19 protein-coding genes are annotated in these 18,565 nt (G+C 47.4%); 2 read left to right on the top strand and 17 right to left on the bottom strand.

The genetic code is table 11. The features are described 5' to 3' along the window. Positions 1 to 74: 74 nt before the first annotated feature. The 6 genes from BQ7367_RS04530 to BQ7367_RS04510 all read right to left on the bottom strand — a co-directional run bounded on the left by BQ7367_RS04530 (position 75) and on the right by BQ7367_RS04510 (position 5,747). Entirely contained in the window at positions 75 to 1,154 is a 1,080-nt protein-coding gene (locus BQ7367_RS04530; RefSeq protein WP_235837546.1) for a DUF3810 domain-containing protein, read from the bottom strand. Positions 1,155 to 1,164: 10 nt separating this feature from the next. Then, complete coding sequence (locus tag BQ7367_RS14875; RefSeq protein ID WP_268874765.1) at positions 1,165 to 1,287, bottom strand: hypothetical protein; 123 nt, start codon at positions 1,285 to 1,287, stop codon at positions 1,165 to 1,167. Positions 1,288 to 1,512: 225 nt separating this feature from the next. Continuing rightward, complete coding sequence (locus BQ7367_RS04525) at positions 1,513 to 2,331, bottom strand: CvpA family protein (RefSeq protein ID WP_072524394.1); 819 nt, start codon at positions 2,329 to 2,331, stop codon at positions 1,513 to 1,515. Between the two features lie 8 nt (positions 2,332 to 2,339). Continuing rightward, positions 2,340 to 3,536 (bottom strand): DUF5711 family protein, encoded by a 1,197-nt coding sequence (locus BQ7367_RS04520; protein ID WP_072524393.1) that lies wholly within the window; start codon positions 3,534 to 3,536, stop codon positions 2,340 to 2,342. 79 nt (positions 3,537 to 3,615) lie between these two features. Further along, positions 3,616 to 4,830 carry a LysM peptidoglycan-binding domain-containing protein gene (locus tag BQ7367_RS04515; protein WP_072524392.1) on the bottom strand — a complete coding sequence of 405 codons (1,215 nt, stop codon included), beginning with the start codon at positions 4,828 to 4,830 and terminating at the stop codon, positions 3,616 to 3,618. Between the two features lie 113 nt (positions 4,831 to 4,943). Then, entirely contained in the window at positions 4,944 to 5,747 is an 804-nt protein-coding gene (locus BQ7367_RS04510; protein ID WP_072524391.1) for a transposase, read from the bottom strand. Positions 5,748 to 6,110: 363 nt separating this feature from the next. Here BQ7367_RS04510 and BQ7367_RS04505 point away from each other — a divergent pair, with 363 nt between their 5' ends. Further along, positions 6,111 to 6,491 (top strand): HD domain-containing protein, encoded by a 381-nt coding sequence (locus BQ7367_RS04505; protein WP_442855349.1) that lies wholly within the window; start codon positions 6,111 to 6,113, stop codon positions 6,489 to 6,491. Positions 6,492 to 6,561: 70 nt separating this feature from the next. On the opposite strand, the gene BQ7367_RS04500 is transcribed toward BQ7367_RS04505, so the two are convergent. From BQ7367_RS04500 to BQ7367_RS04455, 10 genes are all read right to left on the bottom strand, one after another. Next, positions 6,562 to 7,500: a transketolase family protein gene (locus BQ7367_RS04500; protein ID WP_072524390.1), complete on the bottom strand. Its 939-nt coding sequence runs from the start codon at positions 7,498 to 7,500 to the stop codon at positions 6,562 to 6,564. Further along, positions 7,488 to 8,324, bottom strand: a complete 837-nt coding sequence (locus BQ7367_RS04495) for a transketolase (RefSeq protein ID WP_072524389.1) — start codon at positions 8,322 to 8,324, stop codon at positions 7,488 to 7,490. The genes BQ7367_RS04500 and BQ7367_RS04495 overlap by 13 nt, the downstream gene beginning before the upstream one ends. A 93-nt stretch (positions 8,325 to 8,417) precedes the next feature. Continuing rightward, positions 8,418 to 9,071: a fructose-6-phosphate aldolase gene (gene fsa / locus BQ7367_RS04490; protein ID WP_072524388.1), complete on the bottom strand. Its 654-nt coding sequence runs from the start codon at positions 9,069 to 9,071 to the stop codon at positions 8,418 to 8,420. A 288-nt stretch (positions 9,072 to 9,359) separates the two neighbouring features. Next, positions 9,360 to 10,469, bottom strand: coding sequence for a LacI family DNA-binding transcriptional regulator (locus BQ7367_RS04485; RefSeq protein ID WP_072524387.1), 1,110 nt, complete (start codon positions 10,467 to 10,469; stop codon positions 9,360 to 9,362). A gap of 39 nt (positions 10,470 to 10,508) precedes the next feature. After that, positions 10,509 to 11,105, bottom strand: coding sequence for a recombination mediator RecR (gene recR / locus BQ7367_RS04480; protein WP_072524386.1), 597 nt, complete (start codon positions 11,103 to 11,105; stop codon positions 10,509 to 10,511). 118 nt (positions 11,106 to 11,223) lie between these two features. Beyond that, positions 11,224 to 11,577, bottom strand: coding sequence for a YbaB/EbfC family nucleoid-associated protein (locus tag BQ7367_RS04475; RefSeq protein WP_072524385.1), 354 nt, complete (start codon positions 11,575 to 11,577; stop codon positions 11,224 to 11,226). 1 nt (position 11,578) lies between these two features. Next, positions 11,579 to 13,162 (bottom strand): DNA polymerase III subunit gamma/tau, encoded by a 1,584-nt coding sequence (gene dnaX, locus BQ7367_RS04470; protein ID WP_072524384.1) that lies wholly within the window; start codon positions 13,160 to 13,162, stop codon positions 11,579 to 11,581. A gap of 55 nt (positions 13,163 to 13,217) precedes the next feature. Next, positions 13,218 to 14,294: a 6-phosphofructokinase gene (locus BQ7367_RS04465; RefSeq protein WP_072524383.1), complete on the bottom strand. Its 1,077-nt coding sequence runs from the start codon at positions 14,292 to 14,294 to the stop codon at positions 13,218 to 13,220. Positions 14,295 to 14,467: 173 nt separating this feature from the next. Then, positions 14,468 to 15,814, bottom strand: coding sequence for a glucose-6-phosphate isomerase (locus BQ7367_RS04460; RefSeq protein ID WP_072524382.1), 1,347 nt, complete (start codon positions 15,812 to 15,814; stop codon positions 14,468 to 14,470). 210 nt (positions 15,815 to 16,024) lie between these two features. Further along, complete coding sequence (locus BQ7367_RS04455; protein ID WP_072526066.1) at positions 16,025 to 17,089, bottom strand: hypothetical protein; 1,065 nt, start codon at positions 17,087 to 17,089, stop codon at positions 16,025 to 16,027. Positions 17,090 to 17,556: 467 nt separating this feature from the next. Here BQ7367_RS04455 and BQ7367_RS04450 point away from each other — a divergent pair, with 467 nt between their 5' ends. Next, on the top strand, positions 17,557 to 17,799 hold the full coding sequence (locus BQ7367_RS04450) for a TIGR03905 family TSCPD domain-containing protein (RefSeq protein ID WP_072524381.1): 243 nt from the start codon (positions 17,557 to 17,559) through the stop codon (positions 17,797 to 17,799). Between the two features lie 227 nt (positions 17,800 to 18,026). Here the strand turns inward: BQ7367_RS04450 and BQ7367_RS04445 are convergent, their stop codons facing one another. Beyond that, positions 18,027 to 18,539 (bottom strand): hypothetical protein, encoded by a 513-nt coding sequence (locus BQ7367_RS04445; RefSeq protein WP_072524380.1) that lies wholly within the window; start codon positions 18,537 to 18,539, stop codon positions 18,027 to 18,029. Between the last annotated feature and the right edge of the window lie 26 nt (positions 18,540 to 18,565).

The raw sequence follows: 18,565 nt of genomic DNA, 5'->3' as shown, positions 1-18,565 counted from the left end.
CTTTTTCCTCCGTTGATTGTATTGCTCATCTGTCAGACAGATGACACCCCTCTCAATAAATAATAACGCACTTTTCACCTCCCGTAATAAGCAACGATCAGATCAACCATCCTGTCATAGCTGTTCACCCCGTCAGCCTGGCCGTTTACTTTCAGGTATGCGTCATTGATCTTATCCGCGGTTTCGGAGATCCGGCCTTCGTAGCTGTCCCAGAACGCACTGTTCGCCGCCAGGTCCGGCTCCGCCTCGTCACTCAGCAGACTTCTCACTTCCTGCCACTGCCCGTAGTCCGCACGGTACAGCGCGTTCATGCAGTATACCCATCCGGACAGATACCCGCTGTATCGGAAATCGGTCCGTTCTGACTCCACACAGGCCAGAAAAGCGATAAAATTAGCCTCCTCTTCCTGCATGAACCCCCGCAGATGGGACAACTCATGGCAGGCAGTAAACGGCATATTATAGGCAGTCATATCTCCATTATAATTGGCTTCCACCGTAAATGGAGAATAGATACCTGAAAGTCCCTGATAAGACAGGATCTGAGAGATCACCAGCTTCTTCGGCCTGGGGTAAAACCCTTCCAGCGCAGGGAATTTTTCTGCCAGCCTTTCCATTGCCTCCACCGCTTTGTCTCCCTCGGGCGCGTCCAGCTCCATTATGCCATCTTCATCTCTGGATACTTCATTGCTTAACTCATTCACTTCTTCTGTCAACCAGAGGCAGATCTCTTTCAGCTGCTGCACATCGTACCGGCCGGTCACGATCCCTTCCTCTTCCGAAAATGACCTTCGGTGATAGTTGATCCCGCAGCACAATGTATAAAGCGCCGCCAGTATTCCCGCTGTCAGAAGCAGGCCCGAAAAAAAGGATACTGCCTGCCTTCCCGCTTCTGTCCTCCGGCTGCCATCCGCACGTATGACCCGGACGATTCCTTTCCCAAGCGACAGGACAAATATCGCCGCCAGTATGTAAAGTGCCGCCTCTGATACAGAAAACGGGACCATCCCCCACAGACGCCCGGCTGTCGTCACAAACAGCGGATAGATATTCTCCGAATACCATTCCGCAAAATCCGGCAGATACGCGCCGGCGATCATCAGCCCCGCACTCGCCGTCAGCAGGATCACTGCCCACACCATACGGCTTTTCACCCCGCCCTCATTACGCCTTCTCCTTCCATGCCTTTTCTGCCCGGAGTTTTTTTGCAGGTCTGTGCCGTTCTCTTTTTGAAGGTCTTTTGCTGTCGTCTCTTTCTCCGTTGTACTGTTCTCCCTGTCTCTTCATCCGATTCGTGTCTTCTTGTCTCGATTATACCCTGTTTTTCCCGCGCGCACAACGGGAAAGATTTCACAGTCCCACTCACAGTTCCATGAACGGGGATCTAGAGATACCGCAAACCTCCGGACAAAAAGAAAAAGTACCCATGCGGTACCTTTCTCCGCATGAATACCTTATCTGTATTTCCATATTTTTTATTATACGGTAATCCTTAATTGACTCAGCAGGTCTTCAAAATCCCAACAGCCGGATGAGCAGAGGATTCGTCTCATATAAAAACCGCAGGATCTTACTTTTCTCCACCATCTCAAAACACGCTGTTCCTACATCTGTCGTATACGCCAGGGTCATGATGAGGAAACCGATCCACACGATCACCACCGCCAGCACCAGCCCCAGAACGCCGCCCCCGATATGATTGATCAGCCCCAGAACCGGAAGCTCACCAATGATATTGACCGCGAACATCAGTGCCTTTACGATAATGATGGCCAATAAAAATGTTACCAGAAATGACAGCAGATTGAGCACCAGTCTGGATATATATTTTGCCACATACTGGGGGAAACTGTCCGCTCCCAGTTCGCTGTAGATCGTACTGTTGTTATTTTCAATAAGCTGATCTTTCAGAAACTGGGGCATGGCTGCGCCCTCAATCTCTTTGATCTGCATATCTTTTGGGATCTCTCCGATAATGCTCAAAATGTCATCCGCGGTAATTCCCAGCATTTCCCAGTCCAGATCCCCCAGGTTCGCCAGCTGTTCCTGTGACAGATCCTCCAGCGGAGTCCCTGAAACATCAATATCGGCGAGTTGTTCTTCCGTCAACTCCGGCATGAATGCCTCCACGGTCTTTTCCTCGATGTAATCGTCTACCGGTGTGAATTTCACCAGAGCGTCTGCCACAAAAGGCGAAAGAAACAGTACAAGGACAAGTGTCAGGATCGTTGACAGAAGCGAAATCCCAAGTTTCAAAAATCCCTTTACATACCCAACCACAATACAGACAAGAAAGATTGTCGCAACAATGATCAAAAGCCAATTATTCATGATATCTCCTATTTCGTCAGATAAATTATCCGCAATTCATCCGCGTTCATCACATAGTATCTGTTCAGTCCCCACGCACGGAAAATTTCCTGCGCTTCTATCCTGATGTCGCCCTCGAATTTGATAAGGCCGGTGGCCGTCACGATACAGCACTGGCTGCCGTCAAACAGGATAACTTCATCTCCGTCTATTTTCATATTGCTGTATTTCCCCGGGAGATCCCGGCTGATGACCTGTTCTCCCAAACGATTATACAGCCTGAGCTCATACCCTGATTTTTCTCTGTTCAGCAGCACCAGTCCTAAATAGTCCTCTGAGCAGGACACACTCTGTATCTCCTGATCCAGCGATATTTCTTTTTCTTTCTCTGGTACAGAATTCCCCCTGTAGATAATAAAAGAGTTATCACCTACTGCCACAGATGTATCCGCGTCCATAAAAAAGAGGTCGCTGATCAACGTATCCGTATATTCTGCTGTAGAAACAATGTTGTCGGTCCTGCTCTGCCCTTCTTCTCCAAAATTATAGTAGATCACTCTGGACTTCACGGCAGTCCCTTCTGTGTAAAGATAGGAAACCCCCAGCACTTCCCCGTCGTCAGACATTTCCAGAGCTGCCGGATACCCGGTCGTCCCCGGGGTGGCCTGCTGCTCAACAAGGATATTCCCCGTGGCGTCATAAGTTATGATATACGGCGTATTTTCATTTTTCAGGATAGCACTTACGATCCCCTGGTCTGAGACAGCGATCTTCTCGATCGGGAGCGTGGTCTCAATCTCCCCCTTGAGCCCGTCCTCTGTAAACACAAGGATCGTATTGCCTCCGCTGTCTGCCACGGCGAAAGCGTTCTTTTTTATCTCGATCACCGGATTCTGTATCTGGGTGGGCTGGATCCACTGTTCCTCGTTCTTCGTATTCAGAAAGGCCACTCCGTCCCGGTTGTATCGGACGATCCCTCCGGCAAATTCGGCAAAATTGCTCGAATCCGTGGTCTCTCCGGGATACTCCGCCGCAGTCCGTGCCTGTCCGTAAGCCTGATTTTTCAGAAGAAGGAATGTTCCGCATATGGCAAGGAGAATGAGTACTGCCAGCACCAGCCACCGCCGCGCCTTCGCGAAACGGATCTTTCTCAGTTTGTTCTTCAGCTCACTTAAATCATCCGGGGACGCCAAGATCTTAAACTGTGTTTTTTTCTTTTGCGTCATAAAACTCCCCTTATTTATGGTCTTGTTTTTATAGTCCCGCTTTTATGATCTTGTTTTTCCTGTTGAGTATAACACGATTTTACGGCAATAGCAATTTTTGACCGACATAAATCAGATTGCCGTCTGTGATGCCGTTCATTTTGCAGATCGCGTCCACATGTGTGACATCCCCGTACATTTTTTTACTGATGATCGCCAGTGTGTCGCCCTCCTCCACGATATATACCCCATCACTTCCATTTTCACCTGAAGAGGTACTATCTGTAGAGGTACTGTCCTGTGCCGCAGCGGAATCTGATCCGTTTTCTGTATCAGCAGTGGTATCCGCCGCCCCGGCAGCATTCTCCTCCCGGGTCGTTTCCGCAGATGTGGCCACATCGGAATGGCCTGTACTGTTCTGCCCGGCTTCATTTTCTGTCTTCTCCTCCTGACCGCTGTCCGCGGCCTGTCCGTCTTTTGTCTGCTCCTCTGTCACCGCTGTCACTGAACCGCTTGTCTCTCTTGTCTCCACTTCATCTGTTGTTCCGGCCAGCGTATCCAGCGTATCCTGAACGGATTTCATACGATCGAAACTGTTGATCATGGAAACGCCCATAATGACCAGCACAAGGACCAGGCACGCGCTGGCCGCGTACATCAGGCCTCCTGCTCTTTTCCCTTTCTGACGTTCCTCTCGCTTTCTAACCAGATTACGAAAGTCCTTCGCAGCTCTGTCCTCAACAGTCTCCGAGGGAAATACCCCATTTTTTTTTCGACTGGAGATCATATAGTTCTGCATGCACGGATTTTTCTCATAATACGTGTAGTGGCCGCCGATCTCCATCAGGTCATTCATTTTATGTACATAGTATGTCTCGTCCTTCTCAACAGGGTCTTTCATAATAAACACTGTATTTTTCTTGGGAAAAGATTTCTTGTGGAGCTTTACTGTGGATGCCTCCGGGATGAGCGGCACACCCGGATGGACCACAAACCATCCAAGCATCTCCCCATCCTCAAAATACTGCTTGCAGTCCTCATACGCCCGCTTCCATGTATCCTCGTCGATAACATAGTCGCTGCCCGACATTTTCAGGTCATGCATCTGGACCGCTCCATATATGTAGACATATTCCTCGTCCTTTCCGGGCTGGAGATCTCCGATCAGGAACGCTCCCATGGGCCCCTTCCCGGCCTTTTCACATTTTTCGCACAGCTGGGCAAAAAATGTATCCACATAATCCTCCACATAGATCTTGGGACTGTCACTGACATTCCCGATCTGCCGAACATTTTTTGGTATCTGTCTCTCCATTTATATGCACCTCTGATCAAATTTTTTCTAAGCATAGCATATGGAATTAGCTGAATTTATCAGTTGGTGTCAGATAAGTTCGACAAAAGGGGTCAGGTACTTTTTAAAAGGGGTCAGGCACCTTTTATCACCATTTTCAGAATATTCTTTATTCGATTTTTCGCCAGTCCGGTCTCCCTGCTGCATCGCGTTATAAACTCATCTCTCAGAGATGGTACTTTTCCAAGTAAATCACTGTCTTTAATTTCGTTTTCTTTTTTATATGACTCGATGAAATGTTTTACTCTCAAATAATCGTATTCTGATTTTTCTTCATCGATATCTATGAATTCTTGACTGTCGAAAATATTGTGAAATTTCAAAAAATCTTCAATATTTTCGAATCTTGAATTTAAAATGGGAACTATTTCCTGTGATATGCAGCCTTTCCGGAATTTGATATTTTCAGATAGTTTTCCAGAAAAATCTCTGGGAAAATCAGAAAAATATTCTGCCGCGCTGCTGAACGGATATTCAAGAATATCCGGAACAATGTACGCTTTTACAGGATTATTATGGATATATCTGATACAGCTCAGCAAATATGCTTCCGTTTCCACCCCGCTGCTGTAAAATCTGCCCTGAAAAACGTGTCCGCTATGATCATATTTTCCATTATAATAAACGGCATATCTAAAATTTACTTCTTTCATGAACTGTGATAAATTCTTGAAATCTGTCTTCACCAGCATATGATGATGATTGGACATCACGCAGTACGCATAAATTTCTACCCCCATCCGGTCCGCTTCCTTTTTCATTAATCCGCGGAAATATTTCTTATCACCGTCCTGTGGCAGGATATCCATCTGGTCGTTTCCCCTTGAAACAACATGGTAAACATCCGTGCCGCTTTTTCTTCTCTTGCTTCTTGGCATAAATTATCTCCTTTGGTATAAAATTTTACTGAGTCTGAATTATCTCCCGACAGGGAACCGATCAACAAAGATCCTTCTACAAGGTAAGTAGCGATTCAGAATAAATTAAGATATGTACAGGATAACATTTCTTTTATTTATTTTAAAGAGAAATTAAAGAAAAATTTTGCAATCATTTTATGAATCCTGTTAAAGAAACTGCTATCATAAAGATATAGGTGAATTAGAAATGGAGTTTTTCGAATGCTGTTTAAAAATTATCTTCACAGAGGCAGATCAAAAAAATCGACCTACCCGGAAGGCTGGATTCTGGATTTCCATCGTACACTTCAAAGAACATCCAGACATCCTGAGGTCCTCCGTATGAAATACTATACTCATCACGGGAAGACAAGCTGTTATGATCATTGCCGCCATGTGGCGTTTTTTAATTATATGTGGGCGCGCAGGTTCAAGCTGGATCACATTTCCGCCGCACGGGCCGGCATGCTGCACGATCTTTTTCTCTATGACTGGCACACTCACGCCAGAGAAACCGGGGAAAGACTTCATGGACTGACCCACCCAAAAACAGCTCTTCTAAATGCTAGGCGCCATTTTCGTTTAAATCATATAGAGCAGGATACCATTTTAAATCATATGTGGCCTGTTACCTTTTTTCATTTTCCACGTACAAAAGAAGGCTGGCTCATCGTATTGTCCGATAAATACTGTAGTCTGCTGGAAACATTACGGTTGCTGTAAAACAATTCTGAATTTGCTGATAAACGGGGACAGGCACTTTTTAAAAAGTGCCTGTCCCCGTTCACAGAATTTACACAAACTCTTTTATTCTTCTATAAATGCTGTCCGCATCCAATCCGTATTTTTTGAGCAGTTCCAGCGCAGGTCCGGATTCACCGTATACATCATTAATTCCTATCTTCATGACTTTCGTCGGCAATTTTTCCGACAACACATCACACACCGCGCTTCCCAGTCCGCCGATCACGGAATGTTCTTCAACTGTAACGACTTTTCCGGTCTCTTTGGCTGCCGCAATAATCAAGTCTTCATCCAGCGGTTTGATCGTATGAATATTGATGACCTTCGCCTCTATTCCCTCTGATGCCAGTTTCTCCGCCGCTTCCAGAGAATTGTTTACCGGAAGTCCTGTGGCAATGATCGTCACATCTTTTCCTTCCCGGAGCACAACGCCCTTTCCAAGTTCAAATTTGTAATCCGGACGGTCATTGATTACCGGCACAGCCAGACGGCCAAATCTCAGATAGACGGGTCCCTGATGTTCATAAGCAGCGCGGACTGCCGCTCTTGCCTCCACATCATCAGATGGATTGATCACGACCATCCCCGGGATCGTCCTCATCAGAGCTATGTCTTCATTACACTGGTGGGTGGCTCCGTCTTCTCCCACGGAGATTCCCGCATGAGTCGCCCCGATCTTCACATTCAGATGAGGATATCCGACAGAATTTCTTACCTGCTCGAAAGCCCGGCCCGCTGCAAACATAGCAAATGAACTGGCAAACGGCACCTTACCTGCTGCCGCAAGACCTGCCGCCACACCGATCATATTGCTCTCCGCAATACCGCAGTCGATAAAACGGTCAGGATGGGCTTTTTTAAATACACCTGTCTTTGTAGCTGCCGCCAGATCGGCGTCAAGCACAACGACATCTTCATGCTCTGTTCCAAGTTCAGCCAACGCATTTCCATAACTGTCTCTCGTAGCAATCTTCTTTACATCTGACATAACGCTTCACCTGCCTTCTCCAGATCCTGCATCGCAATCTTATATTCTTCATCATTCGGCGCCTTGCCGTGCCATCCGGCCTGATTCTCCATAAAAGAAACACCTTTCCCTTTCACGGTCTTCGCAATGATTGCCGTAGGCTGCCCCTTCACGGATTTGGCCTCTTTAAATGCCGCATCAATTTGATCAAAATCATTTCCGTCAATCTTGATTACATGGAAATTAAATGCCTCAAATTTTTTGTCAATCGGATACGGAGAGTTTACCTCGTCAATGGCTCCGTCGATCTGAAGATTATTATTGTCCACTATGACAACAAGATTGTCCAGCTTGCGGTGGGATGCCAGCATAGAAGCCTCCCATACCTGTCCTTCCTGCAGTTCTCCGTCTCCGAGCAATGTATACACTCTATAGTCCGCATTTGAAAGTTTTCCGGCAATCGCCATTCCGACTGCGGCAGAAATCCCCTGTCCCAGGGATCCGGAAGACATGTCCACCCCCGGGATATGTTTCATATCCGGATGCCCCTGAAGATAAGAGCCCATATGGCGCAGCGTCTTAAGATCCTCTTTCGGGAAATACCCTCTCTCGGCCAGTGCAGAATAAAGGCCCGGAGCTGTATGCCCTTTAGAAAGCACAAACCGGTCCCGGTCTGCTTTCTTCGGATCCTTTGGATCAATATTCATCTCACAAAAATACAGATATGTGAAAATATCTGCCGCAGACAGCGAACCGCCAGGATGTCCTGCCTTTGCACTGTGAACCGCAGTCACAATGTCCTTACGGATCTCATTTGCCGTCTTCATTAATTCTAACTTGTCCATAAGCTTCTCCTTTTTAAATATTCAGAAAACTTTGAGAAAAGGGGTCAGGCACCTTTTAAAAGGTACACGTCCCCTTTCACAGAATTTTCACATTTATTCTCCAAACACAGCAATATAATCTTCCTGAAACTTCTTAATTCCGGCATCTGTCAGTGGATGATGTGTCATCTGTTCGATTACTTTATAGGGAACTGTAGCGATATCAGCTCCTGCGAGTGCGCAGTCTGTAATGTGTATGGGGTTGCGGACGCTGGCTGCTATGATCTCTGTCTCAATCCCGGCTACCGCAAAGATCTCCGCGATCTCCGCTACCAGATCTACTCCTCTTACGGAAATATCATCCAGCCGTCCGAGGAACGGGGAAACATATGTAGCTCCTGCTCTTGCTGCGAGAAGCGCCTGATTGGCGGTAAAAATCAGCGTTACATTTGTCTTGATCCCCTCAGCTGCAAGCACTTTCACAGCCTTAAGCCCTTCTACTGTCATAGGAATCTTAACCACCATATTGGGATGGATCTTCGCGATCTCCCGGCCCTCCCGGATCATCCCCTCAGCGTCTGTTGTTGTGGCCTTTACTTCCCCGCTGATCGGCCCGTCCACAATAGAAGCGATCTCAGCAATGACTTCCTCAAACACGCGGCCTTCTTTGGCGATAAGTGAGGGGTTTGTAGTGACTCCGCAGATAACACCCATATCATTGGCTTTCCTGATATCATCTACATTTGCTGTGTCGATAAAGAATTTCATTTTTACTCCTCCTTGTAAGCGTCTGCTCCTTTTGAAAATGAACAGATCAAATATACTTGTTTCTGTCTCTGTCCTGATTATATAAGGATAAAAAATGAAGGTCAACACGCTGAAAATTTATTAATTATATCTCACTTTTAAAAATATGAATTATTATCGGCACTTTATTAATACAAATTAATATTTTACAAATCTGAATTTTATTTAAATTATTTAAACTGCGGAAAATTCTTATTTCTTTTAAGTATCCGCCTGTAGAGCAAATAAAATTTATTAATAATAATATATCTATTTTTTATTAATTTTATTTTTTTGATAACATGGATATGACGTTGTTCCACGCACCACGACTTTAGGTTCATACTCTACATGATAAATACTCACAGGTTCGATCTCTGTATATTTCTTCCTCTGTGAAAGCATTTTCTTCATAATGATGTCACAGGCATCCATTCCCTTGTAAATGACAAAATGTTCGATGGTTGTCAGGGACACTCTTTTGACTCTACCGAACAGAGTGTTATCACATCCCATAACTGACATATCGCCGGGAACTTTGTATTTCTCATCATGCAGAGCATCCATGATCCCGAAGGCGATCATATCATTAAGCCCCACGATAGCGGTCAGTTTTCGGTGCTCCTTCAAAAGCTCCTTTGTCAGATCATACCCGATGCGATACTCTGAATCAATTCCTGCCATGTCCTTGTCGATTTCCTCGCTGGCCGCCTTGATCACCACGTGATCACCCAGTCCCGCTTTTCGAAATTCCTCGAGAAATCCTTCTACTCTCCTGGAACGCTGTTTCTGCCTGACAGTAAGAGGCGGCGCGATATAAGCCACATCCCGGTGCCCCAGCTCCAGAAGATGCCTGGCCATCAGGCGTCCCAGTTTGGAATTGTCAAGTTCCACCGCATCCACATTCAAGTGTTCGTTTTGATTATTAATGACCACCACCGGAAGTTTTTGAGCAAGCTTCTCTACCTGACCCATAAAACATTTTCCCGGATTACACATATAGATGATCCCCTGGGGGTTCATAGCCGCGATCATTTTCAAATATCGTTCTTCGAGCTTTAAGTCCCTCTGCGTATTGCATACAAAAATTCCCAGCTCCTGTTCCGCCGCTCTTGACTCAATCCCCTGGAGCAGCATAACATAATAGGGATTGGTAAGATTCGGACTGATCACTACCAGAAACTTTTCCCTGCGCTCCTCCTTCCGGGCCCTGCGCTTCGGCAGGACATAGCCCAGCTCCTCAGCCGCTTCTTCCACTTTCCGCACAACTTCTTTTGAAAATGAAACATTGTATTTTTTGTTCAGCACCATCGACACTGTGGCCTGGGACACGCCCGCACGTTTTGCCACGTCCGAGGATGTCACTTTGTTTCTCCCCATAGAAACACCTCTCACTCAGTTCATGCTTTACTTCGGCCTCTATAATTCTGTGCGTCCTTCCAAAGCTCTCAGCAGCGTAACCTCATCGATATATTCCAGATCGCCTCCCACCGGCACTCCGCTGGCAATCCTGCTCACCTTGATCCCGGCAGGCTTGATAAGCTTACTGATATACATTGCTGTCGTCTCACCTTCCAGACTGGAATTTGTTGCTATGATCACTTCGTCCACATCCCCCTGGAGGCGCTCCATCAGTTCTTTTAGCCGGATATCTCCAGGCCCGATCCCCAGCATCGGAGAAATGGCTCCGTGAAGTACGTGATACACACCGTTATATTTTCCTGTTTTTTCATAGGCCGCCAGATCCCTGGGAGTCTCCACCACCATAATCATTTTGTGATCCCGCTGTTCATTCCCGCAGATCGGACAGATATCACCGTCCGTAAGCGTACAGCACACCTTGCAATACCTGACGTTTTTCTTCGCCTCCACGATAGCCTGCGCCAGGCTCTCAACCTGATCCACCGGCATATTGATAACATGAAAAGCCAGCCGCTGAGCTGATTTACTCCCGATCCCCGGCAGACGGGAGAACTCTTCGATCAGACGGCTGATCTGGTTACTATAATAATCCATGATCATACTCCTGTTGTAGAATCAATAAGTTGAATTGTCAGAAAACGGCGTAAAAAGGGGTCAGGCACCTTTTAAAAGGTACACGTCCCCCTTTTATCAAAGTTTTCTGATAATTTACTTAAAACATCCCCGGTATTCCGCCGCCAAGTCCTCCTGTCAGCTTTGACATCGCGGCTCCGTTTTCTTCATCTACTTGACGGAGCGCTTCGTTTGTCGCCGCCACAATAAGATCTTCCAGCATCTCGATGTCCTCGGGATCCACCACTTCTTCCGCCAGCTTCACCTTAAGGACTTCTCTTTTTCCGGAAACAGTTACCTCAACCGCTCCGCCGCCTGCTGCCGCTGTAAATTCTTTTGCCTCAAGCTCTTTTTGCTGTTCTTCCATCTGACGCTGCATCCGCTGCGCCTGTTTCATGAGATTCGCCATATTTCCCGGCATTCCGCCGCCCGGAAATCCTCCACGCTTTGCCATATCAATCCTCCACTGTTATCTCCATATTGATCTTCTGTTCTATGTCTATAAATGTATCCTCAAAATGCCTGCCTTCTTCGACATGCCGCACTTCCACTTCTACTTTTTTTCCGATCTTCTGACGGATCAGCTCTTCAAGCTCCGCCACATGATCCGGACTCCCGACCACGCTGGCTGCCAGCTCATCCGGCAGTACAAGGAGAAGCCGGTTATCACCGCCCAGGCTCAGCCGTGCCTTCTTCAGATAACTTCGGATCATCCCGGATGTCTCATCTGCAATGGATCTGAAGTTCTTCACTACTTCCTGTACTTCCTCCGGAATTGCGTCAGGCAGTTCCGGTTTCTGCGCATAAGAATCGCGGCCTTCACCCGTGTCCCCTGCTCCGGAACCATTCACATATACGATTCTCTCACCGGAAGGATTCTCCAGACCTTTCTCCACCTTTTCCTCTACCGAACGTATCCGGTCGAGAAGAGAATCCTGCTCTGTCTCCATGGCAGGAGTACACAGCTTGATCAGTGCCACTTCCAGCAGCACCCTCTTCTGAGAGGCGTACCTTAGCTGCCCTGATAATTCAGAAAAAATGCGGATATATCGGAACAGCATATCCGGCTCGACCATCTGCGCCTCTTCCTTCAGCTGCGTCATATTTTCTGTTGATACATCCAGAACATCCTCTATATTATCAGAAGTCTTTACCAGAAGCAAGTTCCGCAGATACCATGTGAAATCCGCTGTCAGCTGGGTCAGCTCCCGGCCCTGCATGACCAGTTCCTCGACCACATCCAGGACCCCCGGCACATCCCGGGCGATGACCGTTCTTAACAGACGGCTGAACACATCCGTGTCCACTGCCCCCAGGACCTCCAGCACATCATCATAGGTAAGCTTCTGCCCCAGATAAAACGCAATACACTGGTCCAGAAGGCTGAGCGCGTCACGCATGGATCCGTCCGCCGCCTTGGCAATGTATTTCAGAGCTCTGTCCTCCACATCTACCTGCTCTGCGTCCATCAGTTCCCCCATCCGGTCTGTGATCGTCTCTATGCTGATTCTTTTGAAATCATATCTCTGACATCTGGACAGGATCGTAATCGGTATCTTGTGCGCCTCCGTGGTGGCCAGAATAAAGATCACATACTCCGGCGGCTCTTCCAGCGTCTTTAAAAGCGCATTAAAAGCACCTATGGAAAGCATATGCACTTCATCGATTATATAGACTTTATATCGCCCTTCTGTAGGGCGGTACGCGACCTCTTCCCGGATCTCACGGATATTGTCCACACCGTTATTGGATGCTGCGTCGATCTCGATCACATTCATAGAGGTCCCCGCCGCGATAGACTTACAGATCTCACATTCTCCGCATGGGCTCCCATCGGCAGGATGCTCACAGTTTACTGCTTTGGCAAATATCTTCGCGACGGTAGTCTTCCCGGTCCCTCTTGTCCCGCAGAACAGATACGCATGTCCGATACGGTCCGCCCTGATCTGATTCTGCAATGTAGTAATGATATGGTCCTGCCCTTTCACATCTTCAAATTTCGCAGGGCGGAACTTTCTGTAAAGTGCCGTATATGACATGTATTACACCTCTTACCTGATCAATTGTTCCCAGAAACAATCTTCTCTGAGATCATCATTCATCACCAAAACTGATGCCCACCATCCGCGCCTCTTTGATAAGACCGCATTTCGGATCTACTGTCTTTAACTTTCCGGCCACTTCTTCCAGCGGCACAGCTGTAGTCTCATCCTTCTTGATGGCGATCATATATCCAAATTTTCCTTCCAGGATCAGCTCCGCCGCCTTGGCGCCGACTCTTGTGGCGATCACCCTGTCATACGGGCACGGAGAGCCGCCCCTCTGTGTATGTCCGGGCACGGTAATACGGACCTCCTTGTCCGTCTCCTTCTGGATCTGCTCCGCCAGTTCATAGGCAATGGATGGATATTTTCTTTTTGCCAGCTTCTCTTTGTACTCTTTCTTCTTTAATTTCGCGTCCTCTTTTGAGATCGCCCCCTCTGCCACAGCCAGGATCGTAAACGGTTTTCCTGCTTTGGAGCGTCCCTCGATCACCTTTACAATGGACTTGATGTCATATGGGATCTCAGGAATAAGAATGATATCCGCTCCCCCAGCGATCCCGGCATGCAGGGTGACATGTCCTACCTTATGTCCCATAACCTCTATAATAAATACCCGGCTGTGAGACGTAGCTGTCGTGTGAATCCTGTCGATCGTATCCGTCGCAATATCCACCGCGCTCTGGAACCCGAAGGTCATATCCGTACCCCACAGGTCATTGTCGATCGTCTTCGGAAGCGTGATCACATTCAGTCCTTCCTCACGGAGCATGTTCGCTGTCTTATGCGTTCCGTTTCCGCCCAGAATGACAAGGCAGTTCAGATTGAGCTTATGGTATGTATGCTTCATCGCCTCTACCTTGTCAAGCCCGTCTTTGTCCGGTACTCTCATCAGTTTGAACGGCTGCCTGGATGTCCCCAGGATCGTTCCGCCCCGCGTCAGTATCCCTGAAAAATCCTTTGAGGTAAGCATATCAAATTCCGCGTAGATCAGTCCCTTATATCCGTCTCTGAATCCATAGATCTCTACGTCATCCCTTTTTGAACAGATCCCCTTCACGACTCCTCTCATAGCCGCGTTCAGAGCCTGGCAGTCCCCACCGCTGGTCAACATTCCAATTCTTAACATAATGCTTCCTCCTTTACTTTCCCGGCTGCGTCCTTTCCCGGTCTATTAAAAGCTTTAAAATCAAATAAGCAGCCGCGTTTCTTCGACTGCTTATTATTATACCTCATTTATCAGAACGGAACAAGCTATTCCCGTTCAGCTCCGAAAGCTGAAATTGCACGTGATGATCATGATTACAATCTCTTTATGAGCTCTTCTCTTTCTTTCTCATATCCCGGCTTGCCCAGCAAAGCGAACATATTTCTCTTATAGCTCTCAACGCCCGGCTGATTGAACGGATTAACGCCGAGTAAATATCCGCTCACTCCGCACGCGAACTCAAAGAAATAGAACAGCTGCCCCAGGAAAAATTCATTCTGCTCCGGGATCTTTACCATCAGGTTCGGCACATTTCCATCTGTGTGAGCCAGAATCGTTCCATTCATGGCACTCTTATTGATAAAGTCAACATTCTTTCCCGCAAGATAATTCAGTCCGTCCAGATCTACCGGTTCTTCATTGATGATGATCTCTTCCCTGGACTTCTCAACATTGAGAACAGTCTCGAACAGGACTCTGTTTCCGTCCTGGATGAACTGACCCATGGAATGCAGGTCTGTTGTCAGATCTACGGATGCGGGGTAAATGCCTTTCTGGTCTTTCCCTTCGCTCTCTCCGTAAAGCTGTTTCCACCACTCAGATACATAGTGCAGGCTTGGCTCATAGTTCGCAAGCACCTCTATCGTCTTTCCTTTACGCAGCAGAATATTACGTATTGCCGCATACTGCATCGCGTCATTTTCCGCAAAATCATTCTCCAGAGCTTCCTTTCTCCCGGCGGCAGCTCCTTCCATCAGGCTGTCAATGTCAGCGCCGCTGACAGCAATAGGAAGCAGGCCTACTGCCGTAAGTACAGAAAACCGTCCGCCTACATCGTCCGGCACTACAAAAGTCTCATATCCTTCCTCAGTGGCAAGATTTTTAAGAGCTCCCTTTGCCTTGTCTGTCGTCGCGTAGATCCTCTTCGCGGCTTCCTCTTTTCCGTACTTCTTCTCAAGAATCTCTTTAAATACGCGGAAGGCAATGGCCGGCTCCGTCGTCGTTCCGGATTTTGAGATCATGTTAATGGAAAAATCTCTGTCGCCGATCACATCAATCAGATCTTTGATGTAAGTGCTGCTGATGCTGTTTCCAACATAATAGATCTCCGGAGATTTTCTGATATCTTTTGAAACAATATTCGCAAAAGAGTGTCCCAGGAACTCAATGGCAGCCCTTGCTCCAAGATAGGAGCCGCCGATCCCGATTACAAGCAAGACCTCTGAATCCTGACGGATCTTCTCCGCCGCCTTCTTGATCCTCGCAAACTCTTCTTTGTCATAATCCACCGGAAGATCGATCCATCCAAGGAAATCATTCCCCGCTCCTGTTCTTGCAAGAAGCTTTTCCTTCGCCTGAGCAGCAAGCTCGCCCATGTATTGCATTTCATGCTCCTGCACAAAACCGCACGCCTTCGAATAGTCAAATGTTACTTTGCTCATCGTTATCCTTCCTCTCTGATATTCTCTGATATCATTCTCATCATTTGAAGCGCGACACCGGCCGGAAACGCCTGTGCCGCCACTTTAAACATATTCTACCAAATCTTGTGCTCTTATTCAAGTATCATGCGGACAGCTTTTGTCATCATGCAGGCAGCCTTGCGGCCGTACAGAAATGTGCTGTTCATGCACCGATGCGCTCCCGGTCTCCTATGCCAGGAACTCCTCCAGTATCTGCCGGATCGCCTCTTCCCGCAGGGCCGGCCTGTCCGGATCTGTTTCATTTCTGACGGCAGACTGCCGGACCGCCTGTCTTGCCGCGTCTCCTTTTCTCGCGTCCCTGGGTTCTCCCTCAATATTTATAGAAAGCCCGGACTCTGGCCGGATCCTCTGTTCTGCCCTCCTGCGGTCCGCGGCTTTTCCGGCTGCCCCGGACTCTTCGGCCGCCGATATGACCCGCTGCCCCCGGACAGTTTCCTGATCCTGACGGTATGTCTGATCCACATCGTTCCTTTGTGCTGCTTCCGCATTCTGTGCGATGTGGGGTGTGTCTTCTCCGGCATCCTGCGCCGCGTACACACTCTGCCGGTTATCTCCGCGCTTCTTTGGCGCCGCCCCTGCGATCTCCTGTGTCCTCTCCGGACTGCCCGCGTCTCCTTGCATCTCCGCGCGGGTATCAGCCACCGGCTGGAACACGCCTTTGCTATTTCCCTCCGCTGAGATCACATCAATGGACTCCCTGTCTCTCTGAAGCTGTTTCCGCAAACGGAACGCACAGATATTCTCCAGATAGTCCACCATATACATTTTTACCGCGTTGATCTTATACGGCTCATCCGACAGCCGGATAAGAACTGAGAGAAGAACCATTTCCGCAATCCCCCCTGCAATATATTGGTAAACGGGCTCTGTCGGCCCATAGAAAAAATAGTGGAGCGACGCTCCCAGCGCCGCCAGAATACCGGAAAACCATACCGTCAGGATCTCAATCTGCCTCCATGTGTGAATCCGGAACAAAAATCCTCTGTACTCATATATGTATTTCTCCACGAATGCGTCGATATTTTCCACAGAGTCGTGTATCATACACGCATGTTCGTATTTTGCCCGTACAAGCTTTATCAATCGGTGTGTACTCTTCGGCATGTTGCCCGCTGCGTTTACCAGCCTGACCAGGGTAAAATGATTAATGATCTTTGCAAGAATCCCCATGATGCCCATAGCTGCCATCAGATATGTGATGATGCTGGTATCTGCTGCCAATCTCTCTAACATAGAAAACCCTCCTGTCTCGTTTGATCTCCCACAATGTTCCCATGTCCTGTGACGGTTCGTATTGTGTTTGTGCACATTATAGACCATCTGTCCGGGGTTGTCCTCAAAAACCGTTCTACATAATTCTACAGCACAGGCCCTCTCCCCTCTTCGTATCCTGACTCCTCCCCGGCTTTTTATGACGCTTATATGACCCTTGGAATTATTGCGGCAGAGAGCTGCGGATTCCAGTCTTTCTCTTCCTTTCATGCAGTTTCTTTTTATGTCAGAAGCAGTCAGCTCTTCACGAATGCTGACATACAAAAAATTTCTGAGTCCTGTCAGAAAACTATCTTCAGCTGCTCCATATCGAATCTCCGGCATGCTGATTTGTGTTTTCCAATTTGTTCTGTTATAATTGCAAAAGGATTTGTCAAAAAAGATCCAGTCTTATAAGACCAGCTATTTAAAGGAGGCGAAGCAGAAAGATGGATTACACACCAAGCGGCGTCTGCTCCCGGCAGATCCATTTTGATATTGTAGATAATAAAGTCAGAAATGTGTCTTTCCGCGGCGGATGCAACGGAAATCTCCAGGGCATCTCCCGCCTGATCGAAGGCATGGATGTGGATGAGGCAATCTCCCGCATCGAAGGGATCCGATGCGGATTTAAGCAGACTTCCTGCCCTGATCAGCTTGCGCAGGCATTGAAAAAAGCAGCCGGAAAATAACCAGCTGCTTTTCTCTGCCCTCTCTATATGATTTACTCTCAGTACAGTAAATGGATACCCTCCTTTAAATCCTGAGAGCAGCCGCCATATGTATCGCCAATAAATTGTGGTGTTTCTCGGAACAGGTTTCTCAAATTATTTAATCTAATTTTTTAATAGTTTCCGCGGCGTTTCAATGACGGCTGCTCTCAGAATTTAAAGGAGGGTATTATTAAATTGTATGTATGTCAGGGGACTAATATTCCATTTGTTACAGATGCAGTTTCTTCATAGACATACTCTCCGGTCTCTTCATCGGTATATCCGATGATATGGTTAGAACGTACTCTATAGTAATTGCCGCGGTCTACAGTAACAGAATCCGCCGTTGACATATAATTGTCATTTTCTGATTTTTCCATCCACCAGGTTACCTGATCCCAGAACTCTTCTTCTCCGACCTTATTGTACTTCTCTACATAGACAATGGTAGCCATATAATCTACCACAATATCCGCTGTAGTAGATGCGTAGGCGTATACTCTGTTGCGTCCTGCCTTTGAGATGGTTGATACACCATCCATCAAATATTTCCTTGTCTTAGGTGAGGTGTATCCTGTAGAACTGTCATCAGTAGTAAGTCGGGATCCATCCACAATCTTTACTTCTTCGTCTGACGCTTTTACATTTAATACGGACACTGTCATCAAACTGCAAAGAATTAACAGACTACCTATAATTGATAAAATACGCTTTTTCATCTTTTGTACCATCCTTTTCAAGTCCA

Origin of the sequence: Clostridium sp. Marseille-P3244, from assembly GCF_900120155.1 — a bacterium.
GTDB lineage: Bacteria > Bacillota > Clostridia > Lachnospirales > Lachnospiraceae > Mediterraneibacter.
The sequence above is the reverse complement of the archived record's forward strand: the minus strand, read 5'-3'. Positions and strand labels throughout refer to the sequence as shown.